We start from the raw sequence: 17,844 nt of genomic DNA, 5'->3' as shown, positions 1-17,844 counted from the left end.
GGTGTTATATCACAGCCCCGCTTTGTTCCACCTTATTGAGACCGACATGCCTGCCACAGCGCCCTTGCCTCCTTGTTCGATCCTGTTGCTGGCCGGCGGCCAGGGCCGGCGCATGGGCGGGCGCGACAAGGGCCTGCTGGAGTGGCGCGGCCAGCCGCTGGTAGCCACCTTGCATGCACTGCTGCGGCCATTGACCGACGACCTGATCATTTCCTGCAACCGTAATCAGGCCCGCTACGCCGCTTACGCCGACCGCCTGGTCGAGGATGACGACCGTGATTTCCCGGGGCCGCTGGCGGGCATTCGTGCTGCCCTGGCGATTGCGAAGCATGATTACCTGCTGGTGCTGCCCTGCGATACTCCGCTGCTCGAGGCGCAATTGCTCAATGAGCTGCTCGACTGCGCCGTACAGCACCCCGGCCGACCGGTGATGGTGCGCGAAGGCGAATACTGGCAGCCCTTGTTGTGCGTGATCCCAGTGCAACATGCCGCGCTGCTGGAAGCCGCCTGGCAACAGGGCGAGCGCAGCCCGCGACGTGCCCTGCAGCCTCTGGACCCGGTGGCGCTGCAATGTTTGGCGGGTGACCCGCGCCTGGCCAACCTCAATACCCCCGAGTTGTTGAGCCAGATCAATCCCCACGCCGGCCATTAGCCGCTTGGGGAACTTGCGTCTACGCTGCACGTCTTAGACGTCAGTAATCAGTATCCATCGGAGCCACTGCCATGAAACACAAGACACTTCCTGCCGCCTTCCTGCTTGCTCTGGGCCTCGCCTCGCTGGCCGGTTGCTCTTCACCTACAGTGATCACCCTTAACGATGGCCGCGAAATCCAGACCGTCGACACCCCTGAATATGACGAAGACGCCGGCTTCTACGAGTTCGAACAGCTCGACGGCAAGAAAGCCCGCGTGAACAAGGATCAGGTTCGTACCGTCAAAGACCTGTAATCCGCGTTACCCATGGCGAAGCGCGCTATACGGCGCTTCGCTAGCCTCGCGCCCGCCTGTCACTGGCCGGCCATGCTGAACGTCAGCCGCAAAGCACTTTCGAACGCCCTCGACTCGCCACTGAGCGGATCATTGAAGCGCAGCCCACGCGCCAGCAATTGCAACGGCTTCTGATAGTCGTCCGGCGCTGAAGCCACGACCTCGGGATAGAACGGATCATTGCAGATCGGCGCCCCCAGCGCGGCCATGTGGACCCGTAACTGATGCTTCTTGCCGGTCACCGGCGACAGTCCATAACGCCATAGATCGCCCTGCCGCTCCAGCACCTCAAGCCGGGTCAGGGTGTTGGCGGCGCCCTCACCTTCCTGCATGCGAAAAAACGGTACGCCATCGACCAGCCGGCTGGCGTGATCGCGGGGAAACGCCAGTTGCGGCAGCGCCGGGGCAATGGCTTCGTAAAACTTGTCGATGCTGCGGTTGCGAAACAGCGCCTGGTAAGCCGAACGGCTGGCCGGGTTGGCGGAAAACAGCACCAGCCCGGCAGTGTGCCGGTCAATCCGGTGCAGCGGCACCAGATGCGGGTTGTCCAGGCGCTGAATCAGGCGGCGCAGCAGGGTCTGCTCAACGTATTCACCGGTAGGAATCACCGGCAAGAAATGCGGCTTGTCAGCGACCACCAGATGCTCATCGATGTGCACGATGGTTTCGAGCACCGGAATCGGTGTCTCGTTGGGCACTTCACGGAAATAGTGAATACGCAGGCCTTCGCGGTAGGCCAGATCGACACTGATCGGCTGCCCCTCAGCGTTGAGCACCCGGCCACGATTGATGCGGTCCAGCCATTGTTCGCGGCTGATCGCCGGAAAGCGCGCACACAGGCACTGGAGCACTGTCGTCCAGGCGCCGGGCGGCAGGCAAAGGGTACTGGCCTGATGCTGAGCAGGATTGAAAGACGATTCGGTCATGCGCGGTTCGGCCACTGAAAAACACGGATTATCCCCGAACCCAGGAGCGGGCGCGACCTGCCTGTTTCACCTGGCTGCCGCCGGGCGATCATCGAACACATTCAGGCGCAGCGTCTGGAACAGCTCATGCAGCACTTTGAACCATCTGGTACATTTCACGACAGCGTCCCGCATCACAACAACAAGAGATTTCCCGATGACCCAGACTCAACGACCTTCCGTGCTCGCCGGCCTGATCGGCTCCGGTATCCAGGCTTCCCGTACCCCCGCCCTGCACGAACACGAAGGTGACGCTCAGGGCCTGCGCTACCTGTACCGTCTGATCGATATCGACGCCCTCGGGCTTGACCCCAGCGCCCTGCCACGGCTGCTTGACGGCGCACAAAGCAGCGGCTTTACCGGCTTGAACATCACCTTTCCGTGCAAACAGGCAGTGATTCCCTTGCTCGACGAGCTGTCGGCCGAAGCGCGGGGCATTGGCGCGGTCAACACCGTGGTGTTCAAGGACGGCAGGCGTATCGGCCACAACACCGACTGCCTGGGTTTTGCCGAAGGCTTCACCCGTGGCCTGCAAGGCGCTGCGCGCCGCTATGTGGTGCAAATGGGCGCCGGCGGTGCCGGCGCTGCGGTGGCCCATGCGTTGCTGGACGCCGGGGTCGAGCGCCTGGTGATTTTTGAAGTCGAGGCGCAGCGTGCCCAGGCTCTGGTCGACAACCTCAATGCTCATTTCGGCGCCGGCCGCGCGCAGCTGGGGCTGGATCTGGCAGGTGCAGTGGCTGAGGCCGATGGTCTGGTCAACACCACCCCGGTGGGCATGGCCAAGCTGCCAGGCCTGCCGCTGCCGGCCGAATATCTGCATGGCGGGCTATGGGTGGCAGATATCATTTACTTCCCGCTGGAAACCGAACTGCTACGCCAGGCCCGCAGCCTGGGTTGCCGGACCCTGGACGGCACCACCATGGCCGTGTTCCAGGCGGTCAAGGCCTTCGAACTGTTCAGCGGCCAGCGTGCTGATGCCGAACGCATGATGGCGCACTTTCACAGCCTGCCGGCCTGAAGCTCAGGCGGGGTGACGATTCAGCCAGATGCTGAATCGTCGGCCTCGCTCAGCGCTGCAAGTAGCGCAGCACTGAATCGCAAATCATCAGCTTGTGGCGTTGCTTGACCTGCTCGTCAGCCAGATCGATCTTGAAAATCGCCCCCAGGGTGTGGCGGTTCGAGACCCGGTGGAAGCAGAACGAGGTCATCAGCATGTGCAGGTCCACAGCGTCGACGCCCTGACGGAACACCCCGCTGGTTTCGCCACGACGCAAAATGGCATCCAGCGTCTTGATGATGTTTTCACTCTTGGCGCTGATGCTTTCGGACTGTTTGACGTTCTCGCCGTTAAGGATGTTTTCGTTGCACACGATGCGCACGAAATCGACATTACGGTCGTGGTGATCGAAGGTAAATTCCACCAGCCGGCGGATCGCTGCGTGGGGCTCCAGATCGACCAGATGCAGCTGGTCTTCGGTATTGCGGATATCGCCGTAGAGTTTCTCCAGCACCTCGACGTACAACTGCTCCTTGCTGCCGAAGTAGTAATAGATCATGCGCTTGGAGGTATGGGTGCGCTCGGCGATGGCATCGACCCGCGCCCCGGACAGGCCGTGGGCCACGAACTCGGCGATGGCGGCCTGGAGGATGTCGTCGCGGGTCTTTTCCGGGTTGTTCTTGCGGCTCTTGCGCAGTGTTTTTTCAGGCTGCAGCGCAGGAGAGTCGGTCATTGTATTCATTGTTGGCTCACGAGCACGGTTGAACCGCCAATTATGAGGCCCAGCGGCGGCACGATGGAAGGGAGCAACTGTTCGCTACGCCCTTTCGAGCAATGGAAAATCCTTCATCGCGTGATTTGATATGCAGGTTTCGCCCTGCTGGGCGACCTACTTTGGTTTTGCCCAAAGTAGGCAAAGGCATTTGCTCCTGGCTTGGGTCCGCCCTGCGGGCGAACTTCCCTCCGTCCGGCATCGATTCGGGGGTCGGCGCGATGGGCATCCCTGCCCAGCGCACCTGAAACCGACTTCCCTGTCGGTTTCTCCCCCGAATCGACGCCTACCCTCGGCCAGCGCCCAAGTCGCGATTCGTGTCGTCTGTGCCATCTAGGCATGCACGGCAACGGCAAACGACGATCCGGTTTCACTGACTGCTCGTACTGCGGCTACAGACGCGCCTTCGGTGCGGCGCCGCTGCGCGCCTTGGCCATCGCCGCCAGACGTACCGGCACGTTGGCTGCGCCGTAGCCAGCGTAGCCATTCTTGCGCTGGATGATCTCGAAAAAGAAGCGCCCGTCGAACGCCTCGGTGTACACGTGAAACAGTTCGCCACCCTGGCTGTCACGGTCGTAAAGCACGTTGTAGTAAGCCAGTTCGCTGAGGAATTCGTCATCGAAGTCCATCCGCGCCGCCAGGTCATCGTAGTAGTTCAGCGGAATTTCCAGCAATGGCACCCCCGCTTCCTTGGCCCGGCGCACCTCGGCGAAGATGTCCTCACAGGCAAACGCGATGTGGTGCACGCCCGAGCCGCGATACGTTGACAACGCATGGGAAATCGCCGTGTTGCGGTTTTCCGAGATGTTCAGCGGCAGCCGCACGCTGCTGCAACGGCTACGCAAGGCGCGGCTTTTGACCAGGCCATAAGGGTCGGGCAGCACCACTTCGTCATCGGCTTCGAAGTCCAGCAAGCCCTTGTAGAACAGCACCCAGCTGTCCAGGCTGTCGGCCGGCAAGGCCATGGCCATGTGGTCGATGCGTTGCAGGCTGCCGCTGGCCACTGCCTGCGGGTCAATGACGAAGTCGCTGTCATAGATCGACTGGCCAGGCTCGGCGCCTTGCACCAAGTAGATCAGGCTGCCATCCGGCGCACGCACCGCCGGCACTTCCCGCTCGTTGGGGCCGACCAGGCCGCGATAAGGCTGGCCCTTGAAGGTCCGGGCACGCTCCAGCGCCTGCTGTGCGTCATCGACCCGCAATGCGGTGGCACACAGCGACGGGCCATGGGCCTCGAAAAAACCATGGGCAAATGAATAGGGTTCGGCATTGAGCACGATGCGGATATCGCCCTGCCCCATCAGGCTGACCGCCTTGGAGCGGTGCGTGCCCAGGCGGGCAAAGCCCAGTCGCTCCAGCCAGTTGCCCAACCGGGCGCCATGGCTCTCGTCCACGGCAAATTCAAGAAATTCGACCCCATCGAACTGGCTGGCGGCCGGCGGATTGAACAGTAGCTCGGGCGCCACAGGCTGATTCTCGCGGGCCATCAGCTCACGGGTCTTTTCTTCCAGATACAACAGCGAGCGCAGGCCATCGGCAGCATTGGCGCGGGTCGGCGCGGCGCGGAAACCATCGTTGAACACCTCCAGCGACAGCGGGCCGGTGTAACCGCTGCGCAGGATCGGCGCCAGGAATCCCGGCAGGTCGAACTCGCCCTGGCCCGGGAAGCAGCGGAAATGTCGGCTCCACTCCAGTACATCCATGGCCAGCAGCGGCGCGTCGGCCATCTGCACAAAGAAGATCTTGTCGCCCGGAATATCGGCAATCGCGCTCGGGTCGCCCTTGAGCGACAGGGTATGGAAACTGTCGAGCAATACGCCCAGCGCCGGATGATCGACCTCACGCACCAGATCCCAGACCTGCTGCCAGGTATTGACGTGCCGCCCCCAGGCCAGCGCTTCATAGCCTATGCGCAGCTTGCGCGCCCCGGCACGCTCGGCGAGCAGGTTCAGGTCATCGCGCAAGATGTTGCGTTCGCCCAGCGAGTCGGCGGCCACGTTACTGCACACCAGCACCAGGTCGGTGCCCAATTCCTGCATCAGGTCAAACTTGCGCTCGGCGCGATCAAGGTTGCGCTGCAGACGCTCGCGCCGACAGCCTTCAAAGTCCCGAAACGGCTGGAACAGCGTGATCGCCAGCCCCAGGTCGGCACACATCTGCCGGACGTTACGCGGGCTGCCGTCGTAATAAAGCAGGTCATTTTCGAAAATCTCGACCCCATCAAAGCCGGCGGCGGCGATGGCTTCGAGCTTTTCTGGCAGAGTGCCGCTCAGGCAAACGGTGGCAATGGAACGCTGCATATTATTGTACTCCTGGACGAGCGCGGCTATTTGACGCCGCGAAATCGCCGCCCTGTGCGCAGGATTCAAGTACAGGGTGGGCATGATCTCAGTATTTCCCCGGACGCGCGTCCAGGCAACCAGTTATGTACGAACTGGTTAGTTTTTCGTTCGTTTATCGCACAAAACTCATTTCGCTCGATTGACGAGGTTTTGTTCAACGCACACCATCTGTTCTGCAAGGCCGAAACATTCCACAATACGCGTCCGCCTTAACTGCCTTGTCTGTCGCTAAGACTGATGAACCTAAATAACAATTTCAAAAACAGGATAACGACTCATGCGCGCCTTCACTGAATCTCCTGCACGCACGCTTTCCAGGACTGGGACTTCGAGCAAACGAACCTGTTCGGTCATTTGACCGGGCGGACTCAAGTGGCCTGATACCCCAAAGCACGCCCACCTGCATCCGAATCTGTCAGAATCCGCGCCTCGCCTTGCATGCCTGTGCCTGCAACGCCGCGAATGCCCCTGACACTCTTGCTGCGGCGGGTAGTTACTCAGTCCGGCTGACGCCCTTGGCGCAGTCCTGGAACGGATGATCGAACCATCATGCTCAACACCCAAACCAATCCTCTGGCCAGCGCCGCACGCGCCGGCATCGGCGACAAGATCCGTGGCGCCATGGCAGTGGGCAAGACTCGCTGGGGCATGCTTGCCCTGGTGTTCCTGGCCACTACCCTGAACTACATCGACCGCGCCGCCCTTGGCGTCATGCAGCCCATCCTGGCCAAGGAAATGGGCTGGACGACGATGGATTACGCGAACATCAACTTCTGGTTTCAGGTCGGTTACGCGGTCGGCTTCATTCTGCAGGGGCGCTTCATCGACAAGGTCGGCGTCAAGCGCGCGTTCTTTCTCGCCGTGCTGCTGTGGAGCCTAGCCACCGGCGCGCATGGTCTGGCCACCTCGGCGGTGGGCTTCATGGTCTGCCGGTTCATTCTCGGCCTGACCGAAGCGGCCAACTACCCGGCGTGCGTCAAGACTACCCGGCTGTGGTTCCCGGCCGGCGAGCGCGCCGTGGCCACCGGCATCTTCAATGCCGGCACCAACGTCGGTGCAATGATCACCCCGGCCCTGCTGCCGCTGATCCTCAGTGTCTGGGGCTGGCAGGCGGCGTTCATCGCCATGGGTCTGTTGGGCCTGTTCTGGCTGGTCATGTGGCAGATCAACTACCACAACCCCGAAGAGCACCCCAGCGTCAAGAAAACCGAACTGGACTACATCAACCAGGACCCGGAGCCTGAGCCTGTCAAGGTGCCCTTCTCGCACATCCTGAAAATGCGCGGCACCTGGGCCTTTGCCCTGGCCTACTCGATCACGGCCCCGGTGTTCTGGTTCTACCTGTACTGGCTGCCGCCATTCCTCAACCAGCAATACAGCCTGGGCATCAGCGTGACCCAGATGGGTATCCCGCTGATTCTGATCTGGCTGACCGCCGACTTCGGCAGCATTGGCGGCGGCGTGTTGTCGTCCTGGCTGATCGGTCGCGGCATGAAGGCCAGCAAGGCACGCCTGGTGTCGATGCTGATTTTCGCCCTGACCATCTGCAGCGTGGTGTTCGCCGCCAATGCCAGCGGCCTGTGGGTGGCGGTACTGGCCATCTCGGTGGCCGTCGGTGCGCACCAGGCCTGGACGGCCAATATCTGGAGCCTGGTGATGGACTACACGCCCAAACACCTGATGAGCACGGTGTTCGGCTTTGGCGGCATGTGCGCAGCGATTGGCGGCATGTTCATGACCCAAATCGTCGGCGCGATCCTGACCGCGACCAATAACAACTACAGCATCCTGTTCATGCTGATCCCAGCGATGTACTTCATCGCCCTGACCTGGATGTACTTCATGGCGCCACGCCAGGTGCCTGATCTGAAGCAGTGACTGCCTGACCAGGGTAGCAACGCAAAGGCCCGGTGACTCACGTCACCGGGCCTTTGTCTTTAAGCAGCGGCAAGCGGCAAGCCAGAAGGAAGCCTTTCGCGGCTAAAGCCGCTCCTACGAGGTAATGCCGATCAGTTAAGCGATTATCCGGCTCAACTCGGTCCCGGTGGGAGGGGGAGCACCCCGAAAGGGCCAGTAAAACCGGCATATCTGCTGTGGATGTACCGCAGCATTCGTCGGCAAAATCCCACCGGACCGCGTTGATCCTTAACTGATCGGCATTAGTCCTACGAGGTAATGCCTGTCAGCGCTTGCGCTGCTGCCAGGCCGCTGCCAGGCCACTGAGGCAGATGATCGCGATGCCGATCTGCGCATCCAGCGCCGGTACATGGTTGAACACCAGCCAGCCCAACAGGCCGGCAAAGACGATCTGGCAATAGCTGAACGGCGCCAGAATCGCCGGTGCCGTGTAGCGAAACGCCTGGGTCAGCAGCAAGTGCGCCGCCATCCCGCAACCACCGAGCATCAGCAGGAACGGCCAGTGCTGAATTTCCGGGGTCACCCAGAAGAACGGCATCAGCGCGCTCATCACCAGAGTGTTGAACAGCCCGGCAAAAAAGTTGCTGGTGGTCGGGCTGTCGTAGGGGCTGACCAGCCGGGTCAGCAGCTGATACAGGGCAAAACACAGGGCCGAGGACAGCGGCAGCAGAATCGCCGGGGTAAACAGCTCACCGCCAGGGTGGATGATGATCAGCACCCCGGAAAAACCGACGATCACCGCGCACCATTGGCCACGGGTGACATGCTCGCGCAACAACGGCACCGACAGTGCCGTGACCAGTAGCGGCGCGAGGAAGTTGACAGCGGTGGCCTCGGCCTGGGGAATGAACAGCAGGCTGCTGGTGAACAGCAGGCTGGTGCCCAGCAATGCCAGCGCCCGCAGCACTTGCAGCAGCGGACGTTTGGTGCGCAACACGCGCAACCCCGCCGATGGCATGAAGATGCAGCTCATCAGCAGGGTATGCACCAGATACCGCGCCCAGACCACAAACATCACCGGGTAGAAACCCGACAGGTACTTCGACAGGGTGTCGTGGCTGGCAAACAACAATGTGGCCAGGAGGATGAAGCTGATCCCCTTCAGGGGATGATTGACGCCGGACAGGGGCGTGCTGGTCGTGCTCATCGGGCTTCCTTATTCGGTCAGCGACTGGCTGGGTCATGGTCAGGCCAGCGGCGGCCTGCTTGCAAGTCCGTTTTCTTTGTATCTTGCCGCAAGCAGCGCGGATGCCGGATAGCCACCAAACCAATAATGTTCTAACTGGTTAATTAATGTGCGATAATCGCCCTTTATCCCCTCCGCTCAATTGCAGACCCCGTACATGCGCCGCACTATTTCAAAGCGTTACATCGCACGTATCGCATTCAACCAATAACTACAAAAAGGCATTCGCCATGCGCTTTTCCAATCCTCGCGTTCCGCTGGGCAGCTTCTGTGCGCTCGTCACCGCCACTGTCCTGGTACCTTCCACCAGCCAGGCTGCCGGCTTGGTCGACGATGCCAAGGTCAATCTGAACCTGCGCAACTTCTTCATCAATCGTAACTTCGTCGATCCGGCCAACGCCCAGAGCGGTGCCCAGGAGTGGACGCAAAACTTTATCCTCGACGCCCGCTCCGGCTTTACTCAGGGCACGGTCGGTTTCGGTGTCGATGTATTAGGCATGTATTCGATCAAGCTCGATGGGGGTGGCGGGTCGGGCGGCACCCAATTGCTGCCGATCCACAGCGACGGCCGGCCTGCCGATGACTTCGGCCGTCTGGCCGTGGCGGGCAAGGCACGCTTTTCGAAGACCGAGCTGAAAGTCGGTGAGTGGATGCCGGTGCTGCCGATCCTGCGCTCCGACGACGGTCGCTCGCTGCCGCAGACCTTCCAGGGCGCACAACTCACCTCGAAAGAAATCGACGGGGTGACCCTGTATGGCGGCCAGTTCCGTGGCAACAGCCCGCGTAACGACGCCAGCATGGAAGACATGAACATGAACGGCCGGGCAGGCATCACCTCCGACCGGTTCAATTTTGCCGCCGGTGAATACAGCTTCAATGACAAACGCACCCTGGTCGGGGTCTGGTACGCGCAGCTCGAAGATATCTACCAGCAGCAGTATTACAACCTGGTCCACAGCCAACCGCTGGGCGACTGGACCCTGGGCGCCAACCTGGGCTACTTCGTGGGCAAGGATGACGGCCAGTCGCTGGCCGGTAACCTGGATAACAAGACCGCCTCAGCCATGCTTTCGGCGCGTTACGGGGCCAGCACCTTCTATGTCGGCCTGCAGAAAGTCAGCGGCGACAGCCTGTGGATGCGGGTCAATGGCACCAGCGGCGGGACGCTGGCCAACGACAGCTACAACTCAAGCTTCGACAACGCCAAGGAACACTCCTGGCAATTGCGCCATGACTACGACTTCAGCGCCCTCGGCGTACCCGGCCTGACCCTGATGAACCGCTACATCAAGGGCGACAACGTGCACACCGGGGCCATCACCGACGGCAAGGAATGGGCACGCGAATCGGAACTGGCCTATGTGGTGCAGCAAGGCAGTTTCAAGAGCCTGAGCATCAAGTGGCGCAACTCCACCATGCGCCGCGACTTCAGCACCAATCAGTTCGACGAGAACCGGCTGATCGTCAGCTATCCGCTGTCGATCCTCTGATTACCAGCGATATCCCGCCCCCAAAACCGCCGGGCCGGTCAGGACGATCCGTACCAGATCGGCCTGACGGCTGGTACCGGCCTTGTGCGCCGCCGCCTTGAATTGCACCCGCACCGTATGCAGCGACAACTGCTGGCGCTCGGCATACTCCTGCGGGGTCAGGCCATGCACCAGCGCTTCGGTCAGCCGGGCTTCGGCCGGGGTCATGCCGTACAGGCTGCGCAGCATGGCACTGAGCGGGGCCGGCGCAGCATCCGGGTTACTGATGAACACGGCCGCAGCGGTGTGCTCACCAAACGGCGAGGCCCAACCCGGCAAGGGCGCGACGACCAGTTCCAGGCAGGCCCCATCGAGCCCGCGCAACCGCAGGCCGGCACCGGCACCTTGCGCCGGTTGCCCGCGCCCGGTTTGCACGGCGCTATCCAGGCAGCGCTGCAAGGCCGCATCGTCCAGCACCGACACCGCTTGCAGGCGGTTCTGGCTGGCCAGGCGCAGCAGCGGCGAACGCGCGGTCAAGCGCTCGGCCAGGCTGTTGGCGTGTAGCACCCGGGACTTTTCATCAATCAGCACCACCCCGAACGGACTGGCCTCCAGGGCGGCGATGGTTGCGCCGGACAACACCTCCAGCCGATGCAGGCGCCGATGCAGGGCGAACGCGGCCTGCAAATGCGGCATCAATATCTCGATAACCTGCAACTCCTCGCGGCTGTAAGAGCCGGCCTGTTCACTGCGTACCACCGTGACATTCAGCGAGCGATCGTCCTGCCGGGCGACAATCGCCGCCGATGAGTTGAAGATATTTTGCGGACGCAACCAGTCGTTGTAGTACTCGGTGCGTTTGAGCAACTCGTCCGGGTACAGGCTGGCCGAGGTGACGATCTGCCCCTCCTTGTGCCGCAGCGGGTCGTCCATCCACACATTGCGCTGGCAGTAATACTCGGCAAACGACTCCATGGCCGCCGGATCAATACCGTAATGAGTGGCGATCGAGCCGCTGCGCCCGTCGATCTGCGCACTGCGATCACTGAAGTCATGGCCCCAGATCATCGCCGCATGCGAGCCGAGCCGCGCCGCGAACATGGCCAGAAACTGATTCCAGCGCCGACTGTCCAGTGCAGCTTCATAGATGCTGCCGATCATCGCGCCCAGATCCTGCGCGTTGCTGTCTGTCATGTAAGCCCCTGAGCGGATGAGCGGCTATCGACCACCTCCCCCCGAGGTAGCGATCCGCCCCACCATTTAGCCAATTGTGGTGATGCGCGCAATCCACTGCCCCGGAAAAATACTGGCCATGTGACAGACCCAACACTTGGCGCCTCGCAGCGAACACCCACAAGAAGGTTTCCTGCGCCGCCGCACACCCTGGAGCACCACCTTGATGCGCACTCTGACCGTGATGATCGGCTGCCTGATGGCAGCGAACGCATTCGCCATAGACTTCCCGCAAACCAGCGATCCGCTGGAGCAGTTTTATATCGCTCGTTACAAGCAGGACCGGCCGCGCCTGGCATCGCCCGACCTGTTCGCCTTTCCGGCCAGCACACCGGCCTGGCCATGTGAGGTGCCGCAGATCGAGCAGTACCGCCTGGCCGGGCTGAACATGGCGCATCCTGAACTGAGCAAGGACATCGAAAAACAGACCCGCAAGCTGTTCCGCGCCCAGGGCATGTCGCCCGACAGCATCCCGGTGACGACCTATAGCAACATCCGCATCGTGCCGGTCAAGGCGCAATGCAGCGCCGGCAAACTGTCCGGTGAGCTGGTGCTGCTGGTCGCCTATGACAGCCTGATGGAGACCCGGATAGCCGCCGCCAGTGGCAATCAGGTTTCGCGCATCCGCTCGCAGGTGGTCAAACGCAGTGAGCAGCGGGTCGACGCCAGCAAGGACAACCTTGCGGCGGCCCACTTCACGCGCACAACGACCATCATCACCACCGACAACGACAACCCGCAAATGGACGCCATGAGCAAAAAGCTCGGCTTCAAGAACCCCGAGCCGTCGACCACCATCAGCGTCAATTACATGGGCGCATTCGGCACGCTGGCCTCGTTCACAGAAATGAACACGGGCCCGGCCGGCATCCAGTTACTCAGTTCGTTCATCGTAAATCCCACTGAACAGAGCGGCCGCCACAGCAACTACCTCGATCAAAAACTCACGACAATCACGCCAACCCGCGAAGGCCTGCCGCACGGCGAGCAAATCACCTACATGGACAACTTTGCGAAAAAGAGCAACCTGAAACTGGACAAAATTCCCGGCATGGAAAACGCCAGAGAGGTCACCCTTAACGGGGTTGACCTGATTGAAAAACGCCAGTGTTTCCAGAATGGCCAGATGGTCATGATCTCACCCTGCCCGGCGAACTGAACATGAAGCCTCTTATCTGGACAGTGCTGTGCCTGCTCAGCCAGCTAGCGGTGGCCAAAGACATCAGTGACCCGCAGCGTTACAGCTGCCTGCAGGGCGACTGCCGCATGGGTCAGGGCATCGTGCGTGACAACCTGCTGGGGGTCGATCTGCGCGGGCGCTGGTCGAACGCCGGCACGATTGCCGGAGAAACCTACAGCGTGACCCTGCCCAGGGTGCCTGAGCGCCAGTTTGTCCAGCGCTATGGCGCCGATGGCCTGCTCGACAGCGGCGACAGCCCGCTCAGCCTTGGGGTTATTGGCCAGGTGGTACCCAGCTTCAGCGGCACGTACAAACGCATCGAGCATCCGTTCGTGCGCAGTGTCGTGGCGGTCATCGACCAGGGCGTGTACGACACCGGCACCGGCATCCAGTACCGCGGCCGGTTTCAGTACCTGCCCTCGCGGGGTGTGGCTGCCGGGCACTGGACCCATGGCTACTGGGTGTTCTATGGCGACCGGGTGGACGAGGAAGAAAACGAGAGCGAACACGGGCTGTACGTCAGCAGTGAGTCGGCAGCGGCGATGAAAGTCACGTTCTTCAAAGCCGACCCCGGCTACCTGGCGATTCTGGAGAACAAGCGGCGCCGCGACCTGGAGATTGCCGGCGAAGAATTCGATGAGCAGGCGTCGCGCAAGCGCTGGCTTTACGCGCTGTCGATCCTGGGTGAAGTCGCCACCACCGTGACCCGTGGCGGCCTGGACGCCGCTCAGCCAGGCGGCGGCTCACTGGCCGGCAGCCTGCTGGGTGTCGGCGGTATCAAAGCCAATGTGGGCAATGACATTGCCATCGAGCTGGTGTCCTCGATGCTCAGTGGCAACACTGAGCAACTGGATATCACTCGCCTGGCGTTGCAAGCGGTGGGCAGTTCGGTCAAAGACAAAGCGCTGGCCGGCCAGCTCAACACGGTGATCCGCGCCGTACAGCAAGCGCCCTGAGCAACGCTTACTGATCCACGCTTACTGATCCAGCGACTCGACACCCAACTCGTCCCACACCTCTTCGGCCATGTGAAAGGTCGCATTGGCCGCCGGAATGCCGCAATAAATCGCGCTCTGCATCAGCACTTCCTTGATCTGGTCGCGAGTCACGCCATTGTTTTTGGCGGCGCGCAGATGCAGGCGCAACTCACCTTCGCGGTTCATGCCGATCAGCATGGCAATGGTGATCAGGCTGCGGGTGTGACGCGGCAGGCCAGGGCGGGTCCAGATGTCGCCCCAGGCATGGCGGGTGATCATTTCCTGAAACTCTTCATTGAACGGCGTGAGTTTTTTCAGGCTGTTGTCGACGTGGGTATCACCCAGCACAGCGCGGCGCACCTGCATGCCGGCGTCGTAACGGTCTTGCTCGTTCATTTGCAGTTCCTTGATTCAGTGAAAGTAGTGTGTTGCGCGACGGCGCGTTCGACCCAATGGCTGGCCTGGCCGAGGTAGTGCGCCGGGTCGAGCAGCCGGTCGAGGTCCGCCGCCGACAAGTGGTGGCTGACCTGCGGGTCGTCGCCCAGCACCTGGCGCAGATGCACGCCCTGCTCCACCGCCCGGCGGCAGCTTTGTTCGATCAGGTGATGGGCCGCATCACGGCCCATGCAGCGCGCCAGCGCGATGCTCACCGCCTCGGCCAACAGCAGCCCTTGGGTGGCATCAAGATTGGTGCGCATCCGCGCCGCATCCACTTGCAGCTGCGGCACCATCAGCAATGCTTGCTGCAAGGCGCCGGAAACCAGGCAGCACAGATCCGGCAGGGTTTCCCACTCGGCATGCCACAGGCCCAGGCTGCGCTCGTGCTCTTGCGGCATCGCGCTGAGCATCGTCGCCACCAGCCCCGGCGCACGGGTTGCCGCGCCAATCAGCACGGCAGCGCCCACCGGGTTGCGCTTGTGCGGCATGGTCGAGGAGCCGCCCTTGCCCGGCGCCGAAGGTTCGAACACCTCGCCGACTTCGGTCTGCATCAGCAAGCTGATATCGCGGCCCAGCTTGCCGAGGCTACCGGCCAACATGCCCAGCAGGCTGGCGAACTCCACCAGGCGGTCGCGCTGGGTGTGCCAGGGCTGTTCGGGCAATTGCAGATCCAGCTCTTGAGCCAGCGCCTGAGCCACCTCGAACGCCTGCCCGCCCAGCGCCGCCAGGCTGCCGGACGCCCCCCCGAACTGCAGGCACAGCAAACGCGGCCTGAGTTCAGCGAGGCGCTGGCGATGGCGGGTCAAAGCGCCCAGCCAGCCGGCGATTTTCATGCCCAGCGTGACCGGTGTCGCCTGTTGCAACCAGGTACGCCCGGCCAACGGCGTGGCGGCATGGCGCTGGGCCTGAACGGCCAGCGCTTCGCCCAACTGTTGTAAATCTTCTTCCAGCAATTCGATGGCGCGACGCAGTTGCAGGACCAGACCCGAGTCCATGGCGTCCTGGCTGGTTGCGCCCATATGCACATAGCGCTCGGCCTCAGGATTGACCGCCGCGATGCGCTTGCCCAGCGCCTTGACCAGCGGGATCGCCGAGTTGCCCGCGCTGCCGATGGCGATGGCCAGCGCGTCGAAGTCAAACAGCTCGGCGCGGCACTGGCTCTGGATATCCGTCAGCAGTGCCTGAGGCAGCAGTCCGACCCGTGCCTCGGCCCGCGCCAGCGCGGCCTCAAAATCCAGCATGCCCTGCACCCGACCGGTGTCGGAAAACACCTCGCGCATCTGCGCCTGGGTGAAGTAGGTATCGAACAGTTGATTGCTTGCGGTGCTCATTTCAGCGCTCCGGTAAAGATCAGGTTGCATCAGCATGGCTGACCCGGCCCTTGAGCAGGATCGCCAGCGCCGCCAGGCTGGCTGGCACGATCAGGGCGGTCAGTACCTGCTCGAAGTTCCAGCCCAGCCCCAGCAGGGTGGCGCCGGCCCAGGCGCCGAGAATCGCGCCGAAGCGGCCGATACCGAGCATCCATGACACGCCGGTGGCGCGGCCCTGGGTCGGGTAGAAGCGTGCGGCCAGCGACGGCATCGCCGACTGCGCGCCGTTGATGCACATGCCGGCCACCAGCACCAGACTGGCGAGCAGCAACACGCTGTCAAGGCTCTTGCCCACCAGCCAGGCAAACACCCCGGCCAGCCCGTAGGCAATGCCGATCACCCAGTGCGGGTTGTAACGGTCCATGGCCCAGCCGACCCCCACTGCGCTGAGCACCCCGCCCAACTGGAACAGCGCGCCAATCACTGCCGACTGCTCCAGGCTCGCGCCACTGTCACGCAACAGGGTCGGCAGCCAACTGGTCAGCAGATAGACGATCACCAGGCCCATGAAATAGGTCAGCCACAGCAGCAAGGTGCCGGTACTGTAGGTCCCGGAAAAGATCACCTTGAACACGTTGCGGCTGCTCACGGTGCTTTGCTCCGGCACACTGAAGTCAGTAACACCGACCAGCGCGGCCGGGGCGATGGGCTCCAGCACTTTGCGCACCTTGGCGCTACCGCGGTTGCGCACCACCAGAAACCGCGCCGACTCGGGCAGCCACAGCATCAGCGCCGGGACCAACAGCAGCGGCAGCAGGCCACCGATCAGCAAAAGGCTGTGCCAGCCCAGCGCCGGGATCAGTTTCGCCGAGACGAAGCCGCCACAAGCCATGCCCAGGTTGAAGCCGCAGAACATGCTGGTCACCAGCAACGACTTGAGCCGCTCCGGGGTGTATTCAGACAGCAAGGTGGTGGCGTTGGGCATCGCCGCGCCCAGGCCGATACCGGTCAGCAGGCGCAGGATCAGCAACTGATCGAGGTTGCTGCTGTAAGCCGACAACAGGCTGAACAGCCCGAACAGAAACACCGCAGCCACCAGCACCAGCTTGCGCCCGAAGCGGTCGGCCAAGGGACCGGAGCCCAGCGCGCCGAAGACCATGCCGATCAACGCGGCGCTCATCACCGGGCCAAGGCTGGCGCGTTCGATGCCCCACTCCTGGCTCAGCGCCGGGGCGATAAAGCCCATCGCGGCAGTGTCCAGGCCATCGAGAAACACGATCAGAAAACACAGGATCACCACCCGCCACTGGAAGGCCGACAGCGGCTGGTCATTGATGAAGCGTTGTACATCGAGGGTCTGGCCCCCGCTCGCGCTTTTACCAAGCGTCATATGAGTTCCCTTTTGTTCTTATATGGGAAAGCCTCCGGGTTCAATGAACGCGGAGGCGTCAGGCACGCAGGATGGTTTTAGAAGTCGAAAAACACCGTCTCGCCCTCGCCCTGTACCCGGATGTCAAAGCGGTACGCCAGTTGCCCGTCGACCGTGCACCGCTTGGCCACCAGGGTATCGCGGCGCTGCACCTGCTCGACCAGGTTGATCACCGGGTCATTGGCATTGGCGGCGGCTTCATCATCGAAGTACAGGCGGGTGTGCAAGTGAATGTTGATACCGCGCGCGAACAGCGACACGTTGATGTGCGGCGCCATCGGCACCCCGGCGGCATTGTTGACCACACCCGGCTTGACAGTTTTCAGGTGCCAGACCCCGTCATCACCGGTGGCGGTGCGGCCAAAACCGTTGAACGGCCGGGCCGGATCATAGGTCCGGTGATACTGCCCCTGATGGTCGGCCTGCCAGAATTCAAGATAGGAATCACGCATCAACTGGCCATTGCCATCGAGCACCGTCCCCAGCAGCAGAATGTGTTCGCCGGCAGCACCGGGACGGGCCATCTGGTTCCAGATTTCCAGCTCGCGGGTCGGGTTGCCGGCCACTTCCAGGGCCAGGCCGATATGCACATAAGGGCCAGCCGTTTGCGACGGGGTTTCCGGCAGTAATTGAACAGGCATG

General features: G+C 62.2%; 16 protein-coding genes. 7 read left to right on the top strand and 9 right to left on the bottom strand.

The genetic code is table 11. The annotated features are described in order from the left end of the window. Nucleotides 1-46 precede the first annotated feature (46 nt). Nucleotides 47-652, top strand: coding sequence for a molybdenum cofactor guanylyltransferase MobA (gene mobA / locus NJC40_RS17695; RefSeq protein WP_253140468.1), 606 nt, complete (start codon nucleotides 47-49; stop codon nucleotides 650-652). Nucleotides 653-723: 71 nt separating this feature from the next. After that, nucleotides 724-948, top strand: a complete 225-nt coding sequence (locus tag NJC40_RS17690) for a YgdI/YgdR family lipoprotein (protein WP_045490304.1) — start codon at nucleotides 724-726, stop codon at nucleotides 946-948. 59 nt (nucleotides 949-1,007) lie between these two features. On the opposite strand, the gene NJC40_RS17685 is transcribed toward NJC40_RS17690, so the two are convergent. Further along, nucleotides 1,008-1,913 carry an RluA family pseudouridine synthase gene (locus tag NJC40_RS17685; RefSeq protein WP_045494623.1) on the bottom strand — a complete coding sequence of 302 codons (906 nt, stop codon included), beginning with the start codon at nucleotides 1,911-1,913 and terminating at the stop codon, nucleotides 1,008-1,010. A gap of 196 nt (nucleotides 1,914-2,109) precedes the next feature. Here NJC40_RS17685 and NJC40_RS17680 point away from each other — a divergent pair, with 196 nt between their 5' ends. Next, nucleotides 2,110-2,970: a shikimate dehydrogenase gene (locus NJC40_RS17680; RefSeq protein ID WP_045490294.1), complete on the top strand. Its 861-nt coding sequence runs from the start codon at nucleotides 2,110-2,112 to the stop codon at nucleotides 2,968-2,970. Between the two features lie 49 nt (nucleotides 2,971-3,019). On the opposite strand, the gene NJC40_RS17675 is transcribed toward NJC40_RS17680, so the two are convergent. Further along, entirely contained in the window at nucleotides 3,020-3,691 is a 672-nt protein-coding gene (locus NJC40_RS17675) for a TetR/AcrR family transcriptional regulator (RefSeq protein WP_045490290.1), read from the bottom strand. 422 nt (nucleotides 3,692-4,113) lie between these two features. Further along, nucleotides 4,114-6,021 (bottom strand): 3-dehydroshikimate dehydratase QuiC, encoded by a 1,908-nt coding sequence (gene quiC / locus NJC40_RS17670; RefSeq protein ID WP_253140467.1) that lies wholly within the window; start codon nucleotides 6,019-6,021, stop codon nucleotides 4,114-4,116. A 591-nt stretch (nucleotides 6,022-6,612) separates the two neighbouring features. Between quiC and NJC40_RS17665 the strand changes: the two genes are divergently transcribed. Next, nucleotides 6,613-7,941, top strand: coding sequence for an MFS transporter (locus tag NJC40_RS17665; protein WP_045490286.1), 1,329 nt, complete (start codon nucleotides 6,613-6,615; stop codon nucleotides 7,939-7,941). A gap of 304 nt (nucleotides 7,942-8,245) precedes the next feature. Here the strand turns inward: NJC40_RS17665 and NJC40_RS17660 are convergent, their stop codons facing one another. Beyond that, a complete protein-coding gene (locus NJC40_RS17660) occupies nucleotides 8,246-9,127 on the bottom strand; it encodes a DMT family transporter (protein WP_253110705.1) in 882 nt (293 codons plus the stop codon). Nucleotides 9,128-9,396: 269 nt separating this feature from the next. Here NJC40_RS17660 and NJC40_RS17655 point away from each other — a divergent pair, with 269 nt between their 5' ends. Further along, complete coding sequence (locus NJC40_RS17655) at nucleotides 9,397-10,656, top strand: OprD family porin (protein ID WP_253140466.1); 1,260 nt, start codon at nucleotides 9,397-9,399, stop codon at nucleotides 10,654-10,656. Here NJC40_RS17655 and NJC40_RS17650 read toward each other — a convergent pair whose 3' ends face one another. Next, the gene (locus NJC40_RS17650) at nucleotides 10,657-11,829 is read right to left on the bottom strand and encodes a helix-turn-helix transcriptional regulator (RefSeq protein WP_045490277.1); all 1,173 of its coding nucleotides are present in this window, start codon (nucleotides 11,827-11,829) and stop codon (nucleotides 10,657-10,659) included. Between the two features lie 205 nt (nucleotides 11,830-12,034). On the opposite strand from NJC40_RS17650, the gene NJC40_RS17645 reads away from it, so the two are divergent. After that, a complete protein-coding gene (locus NJC40_RS17645) occupies nucleotides 12,035-13,027 on the top strand; it encodes a hypothetical protein (protein WP_253140465.1) in 993 nt (330 codons plus the stop codon). Nucleotides 13,028-13,029: 2 nt separating this feature from the next. Continuing rightward, complete coding sequence (locus tag NJC40_RS17640; RefSeq protein ID WP_253140464.1) at nucleotides 13,030-14,004, top strand: hypothetical protein; 975 nt, start codon at nucleotides 13,030-13,032, stop codon at nucleotides 14,002-14,004. A gap of 21 nt (nucleotides 14,005-14,025) precedes the next feature. Here NJC40_RS17640 and pcaC read toward each other — a convergent pair whose 3' ends face one another. From pcaC to pcaG, 4 genes are all read right to left on the bottom strand, one after another. Further along, nucleotides 14,026-14,421, bottom strand: a complete 396-nt coding sequence (gene pcaC, locus NJC40_RS17635; RefSeq protein WP_253140463.1) for a 4-carboxymuconolactone decarboxylase — start codon at nucleotides 14,419-14,421, stop codon at nucleotides 14,026-14,028. Beyond that, a complete protein-coding gene (locus NJC40_RS17630; RefSeq protein WP_253140462.1) occupies nucleotides 14,418-15,794 on the bottom strand; it encodes a 3-carboxy-cis,cis-muconate cycloisomerase in 1,377 nt (458 codons plus the stop codon). Before NJC40_RS17630 ends, pcaC begins: the two co-directional genes overlap by 4 nt. Before the next feature lie 19 nt (nucleotides 15,795-15,813). After that, the gene (gene pcaK, locus NJC40_RS17625) at nucleotides 15,814-17,163 is read right to left on the bottom strand and encodes a 4-hydroxybenzoate transporter PcaK (RefSeq protein WP_045490265.1); all 1,350 of its coding nucleotides are present in this window, start codon (nucleotides 17,161-17,163) and stop codon (nucleotides 15,814-15,816) included. A gap of 77 nt (nucleotides 17,164-17,240) precedes the next feature. After that, nucleotides 17,241-17,843: a protocatechuate 3,4-dioxygenase subunit alpha gene (pcaG, locus tag NJC40_RS17620; RefSeq protein ID WP_253140461.1), complete on the bottom strand. Its 603-nt coding sequence runs from the start codon at nucleotides 17,841-17,843 to the stop codon at nucleotides 17,241-17,243. Nucleotide 17,844: the final 1 nt, after the last annotated feature.

This window comes from Pseudomonas sp. 21LCFQ02, from assembly GCF_024129895.2.
Classification (GTDB): Bacteria; Pseudomonadota; Gammaproteobacteria; order Pseudomonadales; family Pseudomonadaceae; genus Aquipseudomonas.
This window is presented reverse-complemented; position numbering and strand designations above follow the sequence as displayed.